Source organism: Nocardia sp. PLKS1-43 (genome assembly GCF_059510335.1).
In genome coordinates this window covers 22,294-41,097 of record NZ_JCAJZQ010000017.1, presented here as the reverse complement: position 1 = coordinate 41,097, position 18,804 = coordinate 22,294, and the positions used below count along the sequence as shown (strand labels likewise).

The window sequence follows — 18,804 nt, the reverse complement described above, 5'->3', positions numbered from 1 at the left end:
TCACCGAATTCCGCTCAGTGCAGCAATCCGCCGGTGATATCCGCGCCCGGATGCGTCTCGGTGGTCGTCGCGGCGGTGGTATCGCCGAACAGGCCCGCTCCGGTATGCGCCGTGGTGTCCAGCCCACCACCGAGCGAACCGTTCGCCCCGGCATGCAGTGTGCTGTCGATGGTGCTGTGCGTCGCGGTGTTCAGCGTCGAGTCCACACCGTTTCCGAAAGCATGCGAAACGTCCACGCTCGCCCACGGATTCGCAGCCGCTGCCGGCATCGTCCCGCCGAGTTCGCCACCGACCCCGAGCGCACTGTGCGCCGCGCTGTCCGTCACTCCGCCCACATTCGCCCCGAGCCCGGTACCCGCGTGCAGCTCGGTCCCCGCCGAATTCATCCCGGACGACACAGCTGTGGACAGATCACTGCCAGCATGCACAGCCGACTCGGTTCCGATCGAAAGCGTTGTGGACAAACCACTTCCAGCGTGCGCGGCGGAATCCACACCGGACGACAACGTCGTGGACAAACCGTTCCCGGCGTGCAGCGCCGTGTCGGCCCCCGTCGACAACGTCGTCGACAGACCGTTTCCAGCGTGCGCCACCGAATCCGCACCGGACGTCAACGTCGTGGACAGCCCGCCTCCCGCATGCGCCACCGAATCCGCACCGGACGACAACGTCGTGGACAAACCATCGCCAACATGCAGCGCCGAATCCGCACCGGACGACAACGTTGTGGACAAACCGCTCCCCACCTGCGCAGCCGAATTCGCACCGCCCGCCAACGTTGTGGACAGACCGCTGCCGACCTGTGCAGCCGTATCGGCTCCGGCCGACAGCGTTGTGGACAAACCGTTTCCGGCCTGCACGGTGGAATTCAGTCCGGAGGACAAGGCCGTGGAGAGCCCGTCGCCGATCTGCAAGGCCGAATCCGCGCCCGTGGTCAACGTTGTGGACAGACCGCTCCCCACCTGCGCCACCGAGTCCGCGGCCGTGGAAAGGCCCGCACCCGCGGCGACTGCCGACTCCGCGCCGGCCGACACAGCTGTGGACAGATCGCCCCCGGCTGCAGCCGCCGAATTCAGCCCGGCGGACAATGCCGTGGACAACCCGGCCCCCGTCTGCGCGGCAGCATCCACACCGGTCGACAGGCTCGTGGACAAACCCGTCCCGGCCGACAACGCCGACTCCGCACTGGACGACAAGGTTGTGGACAGATCACTCCCGGCGTTCACGACGCCACCGAGCTGCGACGAGATACCACTCGTCAACCCCGTCCCGACCTGCGCACCGGCCCCGGCAAGATCGGCCACCGCCGAGGTCGAACCGGCAACCGCAGCCACCGCCGACTCCACCCCTGCGCCCGCACCAGCAGCCGCATCCAGCCCGGTGCCCAGCTCGGCCCCCAACCCCGCGGCAGACTGCACGCCGGCATCGAGCCCTGCGCTCAACCCAGCGGCGGACTGCAGGCCAGTGCCCAGTTCACTGCTCAACTCGGTCCCCAGGCCAGCAGCCGATTCCAGGCCGGTGCCCACCTGGCCGGCCAACTCCGTCCCCAGCCCGGCAGCCGACTGCACCCCAGCACCGAGCCCCGCAGCCACCTCGGTCGCCGACTGCACACCAGTGCCCAGTTCAGTACTCAGCTCACCACCCAAACCGGCAGCTGACTCCAGACCCGCACCCAGCTCACCACCTACGTTCGCGACCGACCCCACACCAGCACCCAACTCGGCACCCAGATTCGCAGCCGACTGCAAACCGTCACCGATCCCGGCAGCCAGCCCAGCGGCAGAGCCCAAACCCGCACCCAACTCAGTGCCCAGGTTCGCGGCCGATCCCAAATCCGCGCCCAATTCCGCACCGACGTTGGTGGCCGCACCGAGACCAGCCCCCAAATTGGCAGCCGATTCCAGGCCCGCACCCAACTCGGTACCCACGTTCGCGGCCGAGTTCAAACCAGCGCCCAACTCACCGCCCAGATTCGCGACCGACTCCAGACCCGCACCGAGCCCCGTCGTCAGCCCAGCGGCAGAGTCCAGACCCGCACCCAACTCGGTACCGAGGTTCACAGCCGACTCCAGGTCCGCACCCAGTTCGCCACCGATGTCGGTGGCCGCACCCAGATTCGCGGCCGACTCCAAGCCCGCACCCAACTCAGCACCCAAATTCGCAGCCGACCCCAGACCCGCACCCAACTCAGCACCCAAATTCGCAGCCGAATTCAAACCAGCGCCCACCTCGGCACCAAGACCGGCCACCGAACCCAGACCGGCACCCAGCTCAGCACCCAAATTCGCAGCCGAATTCAAACCAGCGCCCACCTCGGCACCAAGACCGGCCACCGAACCCAGACCGGCACCCAGCTCAGCGCCCAGATTCGCGGCCGACCCCAGACCCGTACCCAACTCAGCACCCAAATTCGCAGCCGATTCCAGGCCCGCACCCAACTCAGCGCCCAAACTCGCAGCCGAATTCAAACCAGCGCCCACCTCGGCACCGAGACCGGCCACCGAACCCAGACCGGCACCCAGCTCAGCGCCCAGATCGTTGGCCGATTCGAGACCAGCCCCCAGGCCCGCGCCCAGCTCACCACCCAGGTTCGCGGCCGTTTGGAGGCCGGTGTCGAGGGCTGTGTTCACGGTTCCGGTGAGGTTGGTGGCCGCGGTCAGGTCGGTTGCCGCTTGCGCGCCGAGTTCGGCCGCGGTGTCCAGGGCTGTGTTCGCGCCGAGTTGCAGGGCGGCGGTGGACTGTGCGGCGGTGTTCGCGGCGGCTGTGGCCCCCAGGCCGAGGTCGGCGGCCACCGCGGTCAGGGCTGCGCCCGCGGCTTCGAGCCCGGCGGCGGCGCCGGCCCCGAGACCGGCCCCGGCACCGAGTCCAGCGGCAAGATCGGTGGCCAGACCCGCCGCGGCACCGAGCCCGGCCGCGGCACCGGCTCCGAGTGCCGCGCCGACTTCGGCGCCGAGGCCGCCCGCGACATCCCCGCCGAGCCCGATACCGCCGCCCGCACCGAGACCGGCGCCGAGACCCGCACCGATGTCCGCACCGGTGCCGATAGCCCCACCCAATCCAGCGCCGACCCCGATACCGCCACCAGCACCGGCACCAGCACCAGCACCGGCACCGGCACCGGCACCGAGGCTCCCACCGGCCTGCGCACCGGAACCCGCCGCGACGATCGCCGCGAGCTGATCACCGCCGGAGACCAGGGCCGATTCCGCGACCATGGGCGCGACGGCGGCGATGTCCTCGGGAGTGACCGCGCCGAGACCGGCATTGCTCAGGGCCTCGGTGGGGTTGATGCAGTAGCCCGTCGCGGCCTCGTGGTCACGCAGCAGGGCGAGGATGAATTCGAGAATGGCGTTCGGGGTCATCGCGTCTCCTGGATCGGCGGACCCTTGCGATCCGCGGTAGTCGAATTGCCTTCGACGCTAGAAACCCGCAGGACAACGCGAAACGGGGTGAAACCCCCTGCTGTCGCGACCGGTCGCGTTGGGGGGTTGTCGCGGATTAGGGGAATTTCCCCGCAATCACCCGGACACCGGTAACGGGTGCTCCCCAGCAACCGAAAGGCTCGTTAGTCGGCAGCCCGCCGAACTCGCCGATCCACCGCACCGCGTGTCCAGAACGACAGGGGTTCTCGAATGACCAAGGACCTGACGCTCGGCATCACCGCCGGGTCGTCGCAGACGGTCGCCGTGACCACGGCGGATTCCGGCCGGACGAGCCGGCTCGCCGTCCGCGTCCGGCCGACCGCGCCCGGTTTGGCGCCGGATCTGGCCCGGACCCTGCCCGCGCGGGTCGGGGATCCGGTGGACATCCGCACCGACGACGGCCGGGCGCTGGCGCCCGCCGATCTGCTCGCCGAGGCCATCGCCGCGGCGGTGCGCGACATCGAACCCGCGAGCACAGTGGCGGCATTTCCGGCGTGGTGGTCCTCGCACGCGGTGCAAACGCAGCGGGACGCACTCGATCGGGCGGGGCTCGGCGATGTCGTCCTGGTCCCGGAGCCGACGGCAGCGGTGCGCTGGCTCGAAACCACACACGAGATCGCCGATGGCACGACCGTGGTGGTGTACGACCTGGGCGCGACCGGCCTGACCGTCTCGGTGACCGGGACCGGCCACGGGAGCGGGCTACAGGGCGAATCGCTGCGCTCCACCACGATCGCCGGTGACGAATTCGATCTGCTGATCATGCGCTACGTGCTGGCAAATGCCGTGGGCGACTATGATTTCGACCCGTTCGATCCGGCCGCCGAGCAGGAATTGGCCGTTATCCGGCAGCGCAGCACGAACGCCAAGGAAGTACTGTCCGGAAATACCGCCACATCGATCCCGGTCCGTTTGCCGGGTATCGCCCGCGACGTCCGGCTGGTCCGCGACGAACTCGAGGATCTGCTCCGCGACCCTCTGCTGAGTTCGCTGGAACTGATCCACGAGGCGATGCGCCGGGCCGGAGTGTCCCGCGACTCGGTCGGCCGCATCCTGCTGACCGGCGGGGGCGCATCGATTCCCTTGGTCACCGAGCTGATCTCGACCGAATTCGGCATTCCGGTCGTCGCCGCCGACGATCCGGCGCACACCAGCGCGGCGGGCGCGGCGCTGCTGGCCGCCGAAGTGCTCGCCGGGTCGGCGGCCCGCAACGCCGTCGCGCTCACCGCGGGCGATGCGGTCGCGCGACCCGCCCGAGAGGTTCCGGCCCGGTCCGGAGCCTCCGATGCCGTCCCGGATCTCCCGGCCGCATCGAGAACCCCTGTGCTACCGGAACTTCCACAGGACACCACCCCCGACCGATCCAGCTCGCGGCGGCGGGTGATCCTGATCGCCGCCGCGGCGATCGCGGGCGCGGCGCTGGCCACCGGGACGCTGGCCCTGGGCACCACCACCCCGACGACGAATTCCCCTGCGGCCGGGACCAGTACGACCACCAACGCCTCCTCGGGCAGCTCGGCGGCCGGCGCGGCACCGGGCGGAGCAGTCGCATCCGGGGCGCCGGCGGCGAACTCGATCACGACGCGCAACGCGGGCGCGCCCACGGCCGCGAGCGGCGCACCCGCGGCGGGTACGGCGGCATCCCGGGCGCAAACGCCCGCGGCCCCGGCCAATTCGTCACAGTCGCCGAATACGACAGCGCAGCAGCCGGTCACGGTGATCACCGTCCCTGCGATTCAGCCGCCCGCCGCTCCGACGGTTCCCGCCGCGCCCACCGTTCCCAGTGCGCCACTGGGCAATTCCGGCACCAACCCGCTGAACCAGGCGGGCAACACCCTGGGCACCGTATTGCAGGCGCCGGGGCGGATACTCCCGCAGACGGGCAAGTGAGGTGGCGCCGGTGGCCGCAAACTCCCCCATCGCCGTCGAATCGCTGCCCGGAGCGCGAGATATCCTGCGCGAACTGGAATCCGACGGCGACGAGACGTTCGTGCACCTGATCCGCGGACGCGCGGCAACGGGTAAATCCACTCTGCTCGGCGCCGTGCGCGCCCGGCTGCGGGCCCGCGGCATTCCCACCTGCGACACCGTCGCGGAGGCGCTGGCGCCGGGCTCACGGCCCGTGCTGATCCTGGACGACGCCCATGAGCTCGATCCAGTCGAACTGGAAAAGCTCAGCACCGCAATCGGTTCCGACTGCGGCACGATCATCGTCGCGACCCGCCCGCGCCCGCACGACGGCGCCCTGCGCGCACTCACCGACGCGGTGTCCCGCCGCGGCCGGGTGACCGATCTGCGCCCGCTGGGCGTGAGCGATATCGCCCCCTTCGCCCGCGAACTGGGCATGATGGCCCCGCGCGCGATCGTCGAACACGTCCACCGCCGGACCGGCGGCATCCACGGCGGCGTGGTCGCCACCCTGTCCGCGGCCAGCGCCGCCCGGCTCGACGCCGGCATCGCCGCGGTCGACCGGGCCGCGACCACCTGGGCCCGCTCGATGCTCGAGGACGCCGATCCGGACCTGCTGGACGTCTTCGTCGTCGCCACCAGCGGCACCGGCCTGGACCCCGACGAACTCACCGAGATCCTGGGCACGGACTACTCCACCGCACGGGATCTCATCGATCGGGCCCGCGCGACGGCCCTGGTGACCGACGCCGATCTGCTGCTGGCCGCCGCGGAGTCCCCACTGCGCACGCTGGTCGGCGACCGCCGCTTCCTGGCCGTGCAGCGACGGCTGCTGCATGCCCGCCTGGACGCCGGACTGCTGCGCGATCACACCGCCCTGCTGCTCGCCGAATCCGGGGTACACGACGTCCGTCTCACCGAATTCCTCTGCGCCGCAGCGGAAAAGGCGGGCAACGAGGCGGTCCGCTACTACGCCGCGGCCGAGCACAGCGGCGCGGATCGGCGATCGATCGCGATTCGATGGGCCGAGGCCGCCGCCCGCACCGGCGACGGTGACACCGCGCTGCGGCTGGTCGAACCGATCCTCGGCGATCCGGCCGCGCCGAACCCGGATCTGGCCGCGGCCGTGCGGATCTGCGCCGGAGTGTGGACCCGGCGCGGGCTCGCCGCACGCGCCGCGCGGCTGTACACCTGGCTCGGGCCGGACCGGGTCGGCGCCGACTGGGCCCTGGGCGCGAGCGTGCTGTACTTGTCCGGCCACCCCGAATCCGCCGCCGCGCTCTCGGCTTCGGCGGACCTGTGGCCGCCGACCGAGGCCACCGCGCGCTCCGCCTCGATCGCCGACGCCCTGTCCCGCACGGTCGGCGAATCCGGCCGCGCCGCAGCGGTTTCCGCCGCATCGGCACTGATCCAGGCGGCCCGCGCCGACAACGCCGCCCCCGACCCGGGCCGCTTCGTCCCCTATCCCGCGACCGCCATCGCGACCCTGCTGTGCCTGAGCATGGGCGAACCGAATCGCGCGGCGGACGCGCTGCGGAGCAGTTCCGCCCGGACGCTGCCCGGTGATACCGCTCGATACCCCGTGCTGGCGGCCTGGACCGCGATGCTCGGCGGCGACGAACACACCGCCGCGTCGCTCGTCGCGGATCTGGACTTCGCCGCCCTGCCCCCGCGTGAACGCCTGCTCGCACACGGCGTCCGGGTCGGCCTGGCCCGCCGCGGCGGCGACCACACCGCCCTGGCTCTGGCCTGGCAGGCGGCCCACCCGCTGTTCGACGACGTCGGCGCGGATCTGCCGGCGCTGCTGCCGATCGGCGAACTGTGGCTGGCCGGCATCCGGCTGAACGACGAGGGCCGGATCGCCGCACTGGTCGAGGCGGCCCGGGAGTTGTTGTGCCGCTTGAACAATCCGCCCGCGTGGGCGAATGCGTTCCACTGGTACGCGATTCAGGCGGCGATCGCGCGCAGCTGTCCCGACGAATTGCTGCCGCCGGCGCATCGGCTCAAGGCCGCCGCCGAGACCGGCGACCCGCACGCTGCGGTCCTGGCCGACGCGGGCCGCACCTGGATCCTGGTGCTGCGCGGCGAGGTCGACCGCGACCGGGTCACCGCCGCGGTGCGCAGACTCGCCGAGATCGGATTGAGCTGGGATGCCGCCCGGCTGGCCAGCGAGGCGGCGCTGGCGGGCGAGGACCCGGCGGATTCGACCGCACTGCTGAAACTGGCCCGCACCATCCGGGCCGACGCCCGGCCGCCGCAACGCTCCGCCGACCCGGCTGCCCCGGCACAGCCCGAACGCCCCGAACCCGCCCCAGCGCCGGGCTCGGTGCTGAGCGACCGCGAGCGCGAGGTCGCGGAGCTGGTGCTGCTCGGGATGACCTACCGGGAGATCGGCGCCCGGCTGTACATCTCGGCGAAGACGGTGGAGCATCATGTCGCGCGCATCCGGCGTCGGATCGGAGCCGGGTCGCGTTCGGAGCTATTGTCGATGCTTCGCGCCATGGGGCACGGTTCGCTGCTCGTGTAGGCGGTGCGAACACGTACCCGAGGACCGGAGCGAGGTAACCAGGATGGCCACAGGGGTGGGCCTGCGAATCGCCGACGACGAATGCCTGGCGGCAATCGTCACCGGCGGAGGCGGCGAACCCGGAGAAGAGTCGTCCGAGCCGTATTTCGTCGTGCGTGACGCGGTTCTGCACATGTCCGACGACGGCGATACCGCACTGGGCGGGGATCCCCCGCCCGGACCGTCGCATTCCATCACCGGATTCACCGCGGCCGTCGGCGACCCGGCGGGCATCAGCGTCGACGAGGGCGAGGCCTATCGGGGCGAGGACCTGATGGCCACGGCCGTGTTCTGCCTGATCGATCTGGCCGCCGAACATCTCAGCGGTCCCGCCGAGTTCTACGCCGTCCATCCCGCGGAGTGGCCGGCCGCGCAGGTCCTGGCACTGCGCGATGCCCTGGACTACCTGGGGCTGCGATCGGTGGTGCTGATCAGCGAGGCCATTCTGCCCGGCGCGCGGACGGGCCGGGAGATCGCCGCCGCGGCCGCGCAGGGCGCGCTGACCGCGGTGCTGGCCACACCGGCGGGCACCACTCCGCCGGATCCCAGTCACGCGGAGAACCCGCTAGAGGCCACCGACGTACTGCCCGCGATCCGCGACGCCGAACCGGTGGCGCAGGCCTATTCCGCGGCCATCCCGATCAACCGGCCGAGCGCCGCCGAAACGGAACCCCCGCCCCCGCCCCCGCCCGCGCCCGCCGCCGAGCCGACCGCGACCAAGCTGGCGCCGGCCGTCGTCACGCCTCCCGCCGCCGGCGCCCGGCGCACCCCGCTGCTGATCGCGGCGGCCGCGGCGATCGGCCTGCTGCTCGGCGGTATCGCGGTGGCGTTGCTGCTGGGCGGCGGCAATGCGGCACCCGCGCCGTCGGAACCCGACGCGCGTTCCGGCACCACGACGAGCGCTCCCACCACGACGCCGCGGCCGGTCGGCACCTCGCGCGTCCCGATCACGGCGACCCCGCGCACGCCGGTCCGGCGCACCGTGGTCCCGCCGCCGATCACCACCCCGCCGCCCGCGAAGACGACCCCGCCCGGATCCACTCCGTCCACCACGACAACCACCGAGCCGAGCGGCACGACCGACCCGGACGGCTCCTGGGGCACCTCACCGAACCAATCGCCGTACTTTCCATATACTTTCGACCCCTACCCGACCTTCCCGATGCCGCCGACCTACGGTTTCCCCTCCGCGAACATTCCCTGATCGGTTCGTAGCGAACTTCACGCGTTTGTGCCTTAAAGTGATGCGCTGACCGTAATGTTCCGGCGCCGGCCGGACGGCGCGGTCGACAGCAGAGCGAGGGCCGTTGTCGCGCAACGAAACACGGCACTCGGATCTACCGGCACAATCGGGTGCCCTACGAAGGGACTTCATGCGCAAGTTGACGGGCCGTCGCGCAACGGTCAAAGCTTCCACCGTCGCATTCGCCTCGACCCTGTTCCTGAGTCCCCTGCTCGGTACCGCACCCGCCAGCGCCGCGCCCGCTCCCACGCAAGCGCAGCTGAAGGCCGATCAGTTGCCGCCCTCGCTGGTGCAGGCCATCGCCCGCGACCTGAAGATGACGCCGGCGCAGTATCTCGACCGCGCCGCCAAGGCCCAGCAGCTGCGCGACTACGCCCGCGAGTTCCGGTCCGCGCATCCGGAGCAGTTCGCCGGAGCCTGGATGACGCGCGACGGCAAACCGACCATGGCCGTCACCTCGCTCGAGGCGGCCAAGACCGCGTCCTCGGCCGGATTCCAGACCCGGCTGGCCCCGATCTCGGCGGACAAACTGGAGAGCTCGCTCGATCAGCTCACCCAGTGGATCAACACCCTGCCCCGGCAGGTCTCCTCGGCGATCAACTCGGTGGCGATCGACTTCCTGAACAGTCAGCTGGTGCTCACCGTCGCCAACACACCGGCCGGACATCTGCTGAACCTGCCGACGCTGATCGCCAATGTGAAGGTGATCCTGTCCCCCGACAACGGCGGCCCGGTCGATCACCACCCGATGGGCGGGGACACCTACATCAGCGCGCCCACCTCGCTGAACGACTCCGCACTCAAGACCGTGGATGTGTGCTCGTTCGGCTTCAACAGCGTCGACTCGCACGGCACCGCGCTGAACATCAGTGCGGGACACTGCGATCCGAATCTGGGCAAGGGCAATCAGCAGGCCGGGGTGTGGGTGCCCGATCCGCGCAATCTCAAGTCGAGCCCGCAGGCGGGTTCGTTCGTGAACGCCCAGCTGGGCGGCGCGAACGGCCTGGACTACTCGGTGATCAAGCTGACCGACCGCGCGGTGAAGGCCGGTATGGACAAGCCCTCGGTGCGCGGCGCGAACGGCACCACCCTGACCCTCACCGGCACCGCCGAGCCGGTGACCGGCGCACCGGTGTGCAAATCCGGTCAATCCTCGACGTTCACCTGCGGTTTCGTCGTCGCGGACCGGGTGGAGACGCAGCTGTACACCGCGGAGGGCGAATCCAAGACCGTGCGCGGTTTCGCCAGTTCGGCGTGCACCCTGGGCGGTGACAGCGGTGGCGCGATCGTGACCGGAACGCTCGCCCTGGGCATCACCAGCGGTTCGAACGCGGCCGATGCGCCGGACTGCAAGGAGGCCAACATCGACCTCGCGCAGTACGGCGGCACGGCCTCGCTGGGCATCCCGATCCGGTCGATCCTCGCCGACATCGACGCCAAGTCCGGCGGTGGGCTCGGTTCGGGCATCTCGGTCCGAGTACGCCCGAACGCCGGATGAGTGTGGATTGTCCGTGAATTCTTTCCGAACGATTTCGGTGCGCGCCGTGCGCGTGTCCGGTTACCTGACGTGATAAGTAGGCATCAGAGTGCGAAACCCATATAGTCGGCACATGCTCCTGCCACGCCACTTGCCCTCGCGCGCTGCCCGACGCGGCTCGCGCAACCGTTTCCGCAACGCAGCGGTCGCCGCCTCGGCGGCGATGTTGGTCCTGGGCCCGCTAGCGGCGACGGCGTCCGCGGATCCGGCCAAGGCTCCCACGCCGAACCTGCCGGTCGATCTGGCCACCGCGGTGCATCGTGATCTGAAGATCTCGCCGCAGGAGTACCTGCGCCGGGCCGATCTGGCTCAGCACGTGAGCGCCTTCGCCACCACCGCGGAGCGGCAGTACCCGCAGACCTTCGCCGGCGCGTGGCTCGACGACGCCGGTAAGGCCGTGGTCGCGCTGGCTCCCGGCGCCGGTCACGACGATGCGGGCAAGGCAGCCGCCAAGGCCGGATACCAGGTCAAGCAGGTCGCCAAGACCGAGACGGCGCTGCGCAGCGAGAAGAACGCCTTCCAGCAGTGGCTGGCCGGACAGCCGAAGTCGGTGTCGGAGCAGGTGCGCGGCGCGGTGATCGACACCGTGAACAACGCGCTCGCGGTCCGCGTCGACAAGGCCGGACTGCCGATGCCCGGCTTCGTCGACCCGGCCCGGGTCATCGTGATGGCCGCCGCGCCGGCCGGCCCGCAGCAGTCCGACATCGCCAAGGCTTCGGCCGTCGCGGGGCAGGTGCGCAACACCCCGGTCGCCGCTGGTGACGCGTACGCCTCGGTCGCGGGCAAGATGCAGCTGATCTGCTCCTCGGGCTTCAACGGCACCGACAGCCGCGGCAACGTGGTCAACATCACCGCTGGTCACTGCGACCCCAACATCCCCGCCGCCGGCACCGCGAACGCCCCGGGCATGTTCGAGGTCGCGCCGGGCGAGCACCTGGGCGCGCAGCTGGGCACCTTCCAGAAGTCGGTGCTCGGCGCGCAGGACTACTCGATCGTCGCGATCAACAGCGCGGCGCGAGGCCGTTTCAGCAACAATCTGGTCCGCGTTCCGGGGCAGGCGCCGCTGGCCATCACCGGCGTGGCGGAGCCGGTCGTCGGCGCACCGGTCTGCAAGTCGGGCTCGCGCACCGGTTTCAGCTGCGGTGTGGTGAACGCGGTCGACCAGGAGGTCCAGGTCGGCGATCACAACCTGGAGCACTCGTTCTCGGCGACCATCTGCGCGCTGCCCGGCGACTCCGGCGGTCCGCTGGTGTCCGGCACGAAGGCGCTGGGCGTGTCCAGCGCGTCGTCGGTGGCCGACTACCCGATCTGCGAAATCCCCAACCTCATCGGCGCCCTCACCGGCAACGCTCCCCAGCTGTTCGCTCAGCCCTTGAGCGCGGTGCTGTCCGCCAACCCGGGCCTGCGCCTGCGCACCAACTGATTTACCCGCCGAAAGGGCCGACGGCATTGCGCTGTCGGCCCTTTCGCATGCCGTGGTCCGCAGATCGGCAGTTCAATGGCGGTAATGAATGGTTACCTTCGCGGGTGGGCGTCCGGCATCCTGGAGGTAGGCGGCCGCCACCCCGCACATTGCACGCCCGGACGGAGACCGAGGACCGTCGGGACACCTGAGTTTCGCCCCGAGAACAGCCGATTCCGGGGCCCGGAGCGCCAGGAGCGAAGCGGGGCGGCGGCAGGAGGGAAGACCGGGGGCGAAGCGGAGGCGGAAGATAGTGTGTCTGGTTTTGACAGGGTGGCGAGCGCACCCGGAGTATCGGCTGATCGTGGCGGCCAACCGGGACGAGTTCTATATCCGGCCCACCGAATCCATGCGGTGGTGGCCCGAGGTGGCGGGGCTGCTGGCGGGGCGCGATCTGGGCGCGCGGGGGCCGGTTCCGGGGACGTGGCTGGGCCTGATGAGCGGGGCGCACCGGTTCGCGGCGGTGACCAATGTGCGCGGACCGGGCGAGGATCGCGTCGAGGTGCGTTCGCGCGGTGCGCTGCTGATGGATTTCCTGCGCGGCGACGCCGCCCCGAAGAAGTTCCTCACCGCGGTCGCGGCGGCTCCGGACGACTACAACGGGTACAACCTGATCGCCTCGGATCTACAGACGCTGTGGTGGCACAGCAACCGCAGCGCGCACACCCCGCTGGAACTGCCGCCGGGTTTGCACGGACTGTCCAACGGCGCGCTGCTGGGCTCGGTGGATCCCCTGCGCGACACCATGATTCGCACCGACACCGGCGCACCGGCCTGGCCGAAGGTGCGCCAGGGACTGCGCGGCCTCGGCGCGGTCATCGGATGCGATCCCGCCGACGTCGACGGCTATCTGGCCGTCCTGGCCGATCGCACCATCGCATCCGACGACGAATTACCTTCCACCGGACTGACTCTCGAACGCGAGCGGACCGTCTCTGCCCGCTTCATTCCCAGCAGTGACCACGGGACACGTTGCAGCACAGTGCTCCTGGTGCGCGAGGACGGCGAATTCACCGTCACCGAGCGGTCTTTCGCCGCTTTCGGACGCGATCTGGGTGAGGCCCGCTTCAGCGGCCGCGTCGAACTACCGGACTGACCGGACTACCGGCCCGAGCCGAAAGCGCTCACCGGCCACCCGGATTCGCCCATTGAGTGGTGCCGTCCTTGGCCTTCCACGTGTTCTGCAGGTCGATGACCGACTGATTCAGCGCCGGACCGCCCGCCATGATCGTGCCCAGTACTCCGCCGCCGATACCGCCAAGGATGAGGCCCGGAATGCAGACGATCCAGAACGTCAGCACGCAACCGACCAGTCCGCCGATCACCGCGCCGATCAGACCGCCGACCGCGAAGGCGAGTCCGGCTTTGGTCGCGACATCGTTGAAGGCCCGCTGATTCTCCACCGCCGAGGCGACGGGCTGGGCACGCAGCGGCTTGCCGTCGACCGTCGCGCCGATCAGCCGGGGGGCGATCGGCTTGCTCAGGTCCACTCCGGCGGGGCGGACCGGGGTCACATCCAGCTCGCGACCGTCCGCGCGCAGCACCGGGGTGACCGGTATCCGTACCCCGGACACGCGGAAGTCCAGCGGCAGTTCCAGGGCGACCGCCCCGGCCGAATCCTTGACGTCCACGACCCGCCGGATCTGCCCGGGCGCCTCACCGGGCTTGTCGACCAGCTGGAACGTCCCGTTCTTCAGCTTGGTGACGACCGTCTTGCCGACCTTCGCGGCCGAATACTCGATCTGCGTCCGGGCGGGTGCGGGATCGGCGTGCGCGGTACCCAGCGCGACGGTCATCGACCCGATGACCACGGCCGCCGCCGCAGCGCTTCTGCGGAACGTCATTCGGTATTCCAATCCTCATCGGTTTCGGGCGTGATCTTAGCCGAACCGCCCATACCGGGCCGGGCTTCCTCGGCTCTCGGCCCCGAACCACACCGGCCCGCCCTCCGAAGAAGAGCGGGCCGGTCCGGGTAAGAGTCGGTCAGTGGTGCGACACGGCCTGCTTCCACTTGGTGGTGTAGGGCTTGGCCTGCAGCGTGCTGATCAGATCCATACCCGCCGCGACCAGGGTCGGACCGCCGGCGGCGACGGTGCCGATGATGCCGCCGAGGGTCGCGCCGATCGGAATACCGGCGATGCAGCCGACACCGAACAGCGGCAGGCCGAAGATGCAGCCGACCACAGCGCCGATGGCCAGGCCGACGAAGCTACCGATACCTGTCGCGAGGCCGAACTTCGTCGCGAAATCGGTCATCGCGGCGTTGTCCTCCTCCGGCGAGGCGATCGGCGTCGCGACGACGGTCTGCTTGGAGATTTCCACGCCGGTCGGCTTCTGCGGGGTCAGCTGCAGAACCCTTCCGTTATCTTTGACGACCGGCGCAACCGGAATCTGCTTGCCGGAGATGCGGTAATCCACCGGCATTTCCATGGCGATTTTCCCGGCCTTGTCTTTCACATCGATAATTTGTTGCGGCTTGGCCTGCGGCGTGGCGCCGGGCTTCTGGACCACCTGGAAGGTTCCCCCCTGCAGCGTGGCCACTACCGCCTTGTCGACCAGCTTGACCGAGTAGTCGATCACGTCCCCGGCCGGCTTCGGTGCGGGAGCGGGAGCGGCGTACGCGGTACCGAGAGTTGCGGTCATCGCACCGATGACCAGTGCGGCACCCGCGGTAGCGGTGCGGAACTTCATTCCGTTTTCCAATCATCAACAGGTACTGCCGTGCGCCTTCGCTTTGCGAGAGCTCGCGCATCCTTGGTGTCGCTGCCACATCGGCACGGCCGATGGGCGCGGCCTACAGGAACCCTCCCCGAGCAGCACGAAGATTTACACGGCAAGCAGGACGCGCTGAGCCTAATCGAATGACCCCCCGGAAGCGACATCCATTTCCCACCAATGGAGTAAGTGCGTCCTTGCCGGAGCGCGAAATTGCCGGGATTTACCGTTATGAACATTCACAGCACTGCAAACGCCCAGCTCGTTACGTGAGCCGACTCACACCCGGCGGCGATCCGGCCCGGCAAGCTGGGGTATACCAAGGTGCGATCATAGAGTGGACAGATAAGTTACCGGCGAGTAACTTACTGGCAGTTAGTATGCGAGTCAACCCTGGTGGCAACAGCCCTGCCGCCGAATGCTCGTTGAACCGAAGGAAGGTCGCGACATGAATGCCCTGACGATCACGTTGGGCACGATCGGTGTCCTCGTCAGCATCCCCTGTTGGGCCGTGTTCGTCTGGGCCGTCTGGAAGATCGTTCGCACGATTCGCCTCGGACAGCCCGCCCCGGACCGCTGGCAACCTTTCGTCCCGCGCCTCGGCACCATGATCAAGGAGTTCGTGGCGCACACTCGGATGGTCAAGTTCCGGACCGTCGGCTGGGCGCACTGGCTGGTGATGGTCGGCTTCCTCCTCGGTTTCATCCTGGTGTTCCAGGCGTACGGGCAGATCTTCAGTCCGACGTTCACCTGGCCGTGGCTGGGCCACACCCTCGTCTACCACTTGGCGGACGAGTTGCTGGGCATCGCGACGATCGTCGGCGGCCTGGTGCTGATGACGATCCGCCAGCTCAACCACCCGCGCGTCCCCGCGCGCATGTCCCGCTTCAGCGGGTCCAACTTCCTCGCCGCCTACTTCGTCGAGGCGGTCGTGCTCATCGAGGGCCTCGGCATGGTAGGCGTGAAGGCCGCGGTCATCAGCTACACCGATGAATCGAACGCGGTGAGCGACTTCCTCACCATGAACATCGCGAAGGCGCTGCCCGCCAGCGCCGCGCTGGTCTCGGTCTTCGCCTTCATCAAGCTGATGTCCGCCCTGGTCTGGCTGGCCGTGGTGAGCCGGAACATCAACTGGGGTGTGGCGTGGCACCGGTTCGCGGCCTTCTTCAACATCTACTTCAAGCGCGAGAACGACGGCGGCGTCGCGCTGGGCGCGGTCAAGCCGATGACGTCCAAGGGCAAGGCCCTGCTGGACATGGAGGAGATCGATCCGGACAACGACACCCTGGGCGTCGGCAAGGTCGAGGACTTCTCCTGGAAGGGCTGGCTGGACTTCACCACCTGCACCGAGTGCGGCCGGTGCCAGTCGCAGTGCCCGGCGTGGAACACCGGTAAGCCGTTGTCCCCCAAGCTGTTGATCATGTCGCTGCGCGACCACGGCCAGGCCAAGGCGCCGTATCTGCTGGCCGGCGGCCGCAAGGATATGGGCGGGGACGAGGTCGGCCTGGTCGACGCCGAGGGCAAGCCGGACGAGGCCGCGCTGGCGAAGATCTCCGAGGCCGCGCGCACCGAGGCCGAGCGGCCGCTGGTCGGCGCGGAGGACGTCAACGGCATCATCGATCCCGAGGTGCTGTGGAGCTGCACCACCTGCGGTGCGTGCGTCGAGCAGTGCCCGGTGGATATCGAGCACGTCGACCACATCATCGATATGCGCCGCTACCAGGTGCTGATCGAATCGGAGTTCCCGTCCGAGCTGGCGGGCCTGTTCAAGAACCTGGAGAACAAGGGCAACCCCTGGGGCCAGAACGCCAAGGACCGGCTCAACTGGATCTCCGAGCTGGACTTCGACATTCCGGTCTTCGGCCGGGACGCGGACAGCTTCGACGGCTATGAATATCTGTTCTGGGTCGGCTGCGCCGGCGCCTACGAGGACCGTGCGAAGAAGACCACCAAGGCGGTCGCCGAACTGCTGGCCACCGCGGGCGTGAAGTTCATGGTGCTCGGTCAGGAGGAGACCTGCACCGGCGATTCGGCGCGGCGCGCGGGTAACGAATTCCTCTTCCAGCAGTTGGCGATGCAGAACATCGAGACGTTCAACTCGGTGTTCGAGGGTGTCGAGCCGTCCAAGCGCAAGATCGTCGTCACCTGTGCGCACTGCTTCAACGCGCTGAACAATGAATATCCGCAGGTGGGCGGCACTTACGAGGTCGTGCACCACACCCAGTTGCTGAACCGCCTGGTGCGCGGCAAGCAGTTGGTGCAGGTCAAGCCGGTGTCGGAGAAGGTCACCTATCACGACCCGTGCTACCTGGGCCGGCACAACAAGATCTACAACGCGCCGCGCGAGCTGATGGGCGCCTCGGGCGCGACGGTGACCGAGATGCCGCGGCACGGCGAACGTTCCATGTGCTGTGGCGCCGGTGGCGCGCGCATGTGGATGGAGGAGCAGCTCGGCAAGCGCATCAACCTGGACCGGGTGGACGAGGCGCTGTCGACGCTGGACGGCGGCAACTCCCCCTCGATGATCGCGACCGGCTGCCCGTTCTGCCGCGTGATGCTCACCGATGGCGTGACCGCGCGCAAGGATTCGGGCGAGGTCGGCCAGGGCGTCGAGGTGGTCGACGTGGCGCAGCTGATGTTGCAGTCCATCGACCGGGTCGAACCGGCGAAGCTGTCGGAGAACCTGAAGGTGATCCAGCAGCCGAAGGCCGAGCCCGAGCCCGAGCCTGCCGCTCCGGCCGCCGAGGCCGCACCGGCGGCGGCCGAACCCGCGGCCGCCGCGGAGCCGAAACCCGCTCCGGCCAAGGGTCTCGCGATGAAGGGCGGCGGCAAGGCGCCCGGTGGCGGACTGGCCATGAAGGGCGCCGCCAAAGCCCCCGGCGCGAAAGCCGCACCGGCCGCCGAGGAGCCGGCCGAAGCTCCGGCCGCTCCCGCGCCCGCCAAGGGTCTGTCCATGAAGGGTGCGGCGAAAGCGCCCGGCGGCAAGGGCCTTTCGATGAAGGGCGGGGCGAAAGCCCCTGGCGCCAAGGCGGCTCCCGCTCCGGAGACTGCCGAAAGCGCGCCCGCCGAATCCGCCGCGGAAGCTCCCGTCGCCCCTGCGGCCAAGCCCGGCGGCCTGTCGATGAAGGGTGCCGCGAAGGCTCCCGGCAAAGGCCTGGCCATGAAGGGCGGAGCCAAGGCTCCGGGCGCCAAGCCCGCCGGAAGCGATTCCGGCGCAGCCGAATCCGCACCCGCAGCCGAATCGGGCACGGCGGCCGAGCAAACTGCCTCCGCCGCAACCGAAACGGCTCCCGCCGCGGCGGAATCCAAGCCGACGGTCGCGGCCAAGGGTCTGGCGATGAAGTCCGGATTCAAGCGCCCCGGCCCGAAGGCCCCCGGTTCGCCCGCCCCGGCGAGCGAACCCGCCCCGGCCACCGATTCGGACGCAACGCCTGAGCAATCCGCCTCCGCCGCAACCGAATCGGCCCCTGCCGCGACGGAATCCAAACCGACCGTGGCGGCCAAGGGTCTGGCGATGAAGTCCGGATTCAAACGCCCCGGCCCGAAGGCCCCGGGTGCGGCGAAACCGGCCGCGCAGGCCTCCTCTGCTCGCGCAGCCGAGTCCGCCGATCCGGCCGCGAACGCCGCACCGGCAACGGAGGCCGGAGTCAGCGAATCCACCTCGCCGGCAGCGGAATCCGCATCGGCCGAAGCGGACTCGTCCGGCAACGGCGCCCCGAAGCCCCCCACCGCCAAGCCGGGCGGCCTGGGCTTCAAGTCCGGCGCGAAGGCTCCCGGCCGCAAGAACTAGCCAACTCCCCACAAGCGAAGGGGCGTAGCCGATCTCGGCTACGCCCCTTCGCCATTCCGCACCCTCTCCCGGGACGCACCTCTTCTCGAACACCCCCGCGCGGAACCGGCCTCCGATTTATCCACACCCATCCACAGCCGTAAAGACCAGGTGTGGTGTCC

At 69.6% G+C, this 18,804-nt stretch carries 10 protein-coding genes; 7 read left to right on the top strand and 3 right to left on the bottom strand.

All coding sequences use genetic code 11. The features are described 5' to 3' along the window. Nucleotides 1–14 precede the first annotated feature (14 nt). On the bottom strand, nt 15–3,362 hold the full coding sequence (locus tag AC5WS7_RS36690; protein WP_495959247.1) for an IniB N-terminal domain-containing protein: 3,348 nt from the start codon (nt 3,360–3,362) through the stop codon (nt 15–17). A 270-nt stretch (nt 3,363–3,632) separates the two neighbouring features. On the opposite strand from AC5WS7_RS36690, the gene AC5WS7_RS36685 reads away from it, so the two are divergent. The 6 genes from AC5WS7_RS36685 to AC5WS7_RS36660 all read left to right on the top strand — a co-directional run bounded on the left by AC5WS7_RS36685 (nt 3,633) and on the right by AC5WS7_RS36660 (nt 13,234). Further along, complete coding sequence (locus AC5WS7_RS36685) at nt 3,633–5,312, top strand: Hsp70 family protein (RefSeq protein WP_495959246.1); 1,680 nt, start codon at nt 3,633–3,635, stop codon at nt 5,310–5,312. Between the two features lie 10 nt (nt 5,313–5,322). Further along, the gene (locus tag AC5WS7_RS36680) at nt 5,323–7,857 is read left to right on the top strand and encodes a LuxR C-terminal-related transcriptional regulator (protein ID WP_495959245.1); all 2,535 of its coding nucleotides are present in this window, start codon (nt 5,323–5,325) and stop codon (nt 7,855–7,857) included. 43 nt (nt 7,858–7,900) lie between these two features. Next, nucleotides 7,901–9,100: a hypothetical protein gene (locus AC5WS7_RS36675; RefSeq protein WP_495959244.1), complete on the top strand. Its 1,200-nt coding sequence runs from the start codon at nt 7,901–7,903 to the stop codon at nt 9,098–9,100. A 169-nt stretch (nt 9,101–9,269) separates the two neighbouring features. Next, the gene (locus AC5WS7_RS36670) at nt 9,270–10,637 is read left to right on the top strand and encodes a S1 family peptidase (protein ID WP_495959243.1); all 1,368 of its coding nucleotides are present in this window, start codon (nt 9,270–9,272) and stop codon (nt 10,635–10,637) included. A 112-nt stretch (nt 10,638–10,749) separates the two neighbouring features. Continuing rightward, nucleotides 10,750–12,099: a S1 family peptidase gene (locus AC5WS7_RS36665; RefSeq protein ID WP_495959242.1), complete on the top strand. Its 1,350-nt coding sequence runs from the start codon at nt 10,750–10,752 to the stop codon at nt 12,097–12,099. A 304-nt stretch (nt 12,100–12,403) separates the two neighbouring features. After that, a complete protein-coding gene (locus tag AC5WS7_RS36660) occupies nt 12,404–13,234 on the top strand; it encodes an NRDE family protein (protein ID WP_495959241.1) in 831 nt (276 codons plus the stop codon). 28 nt (nt 13,235–13,262) lie between these two features. On the opposite strand, the gene AC5WS7_RS36655 is transcribed toward AC5WS7_RS36660, so the two are convergent. Together AC5WS7_RS36655 and AC5WS7_RS36650 are read right to left on the bottom strand one after the other, a co-directional pair. Further along, the gene (locus AC5WS7_RS36655; RefSeq protein ID WP_495959240.1) at nt 13,263–13,982 is read right to left on the bottom strand and encodes a DUF8020 domain-containing protein; all 720 of its coding nucleotides are present in this window, start codon (nt 13,980–13,982) and stop codon (nt 13,263–13,265) included. A 139-nt stretch (nt 13,983–14,121) separates the two neighbouring features. Then, nucleotides 14,122–14,718, bottom strand: coding sequence for a DUF8020 domain-containing protein (locus tag AC5WS7_RS36650; RefSeq protein ID WP_495959239.1), 597 nt, complete (start codon nt 14,716–14,718; stop codon nt 14,122–14,124). Between the two features lie 583 nt (nt 14,719–15,301). On the opposite strand from AC5WS7_RS36650, the gene AC5WS7_RS36645 reads away from it, so the two are divergent. Beyond that, nucleotides 15,302–18,643 carry a (Fe-S)-binding protein gene (locus AC5WS7_RS36645; protein WP_495959238.1) on the top strand — a complete coding sequence of 1,114 codons (3,342 nt, stop codon included), beginning with the start codon at nt 15,302–15,304 and terminating at the stop codon, nt 18,641–18,643. Nucleotides 18,644–18,804: the final 161 nt, after the last annotated feature.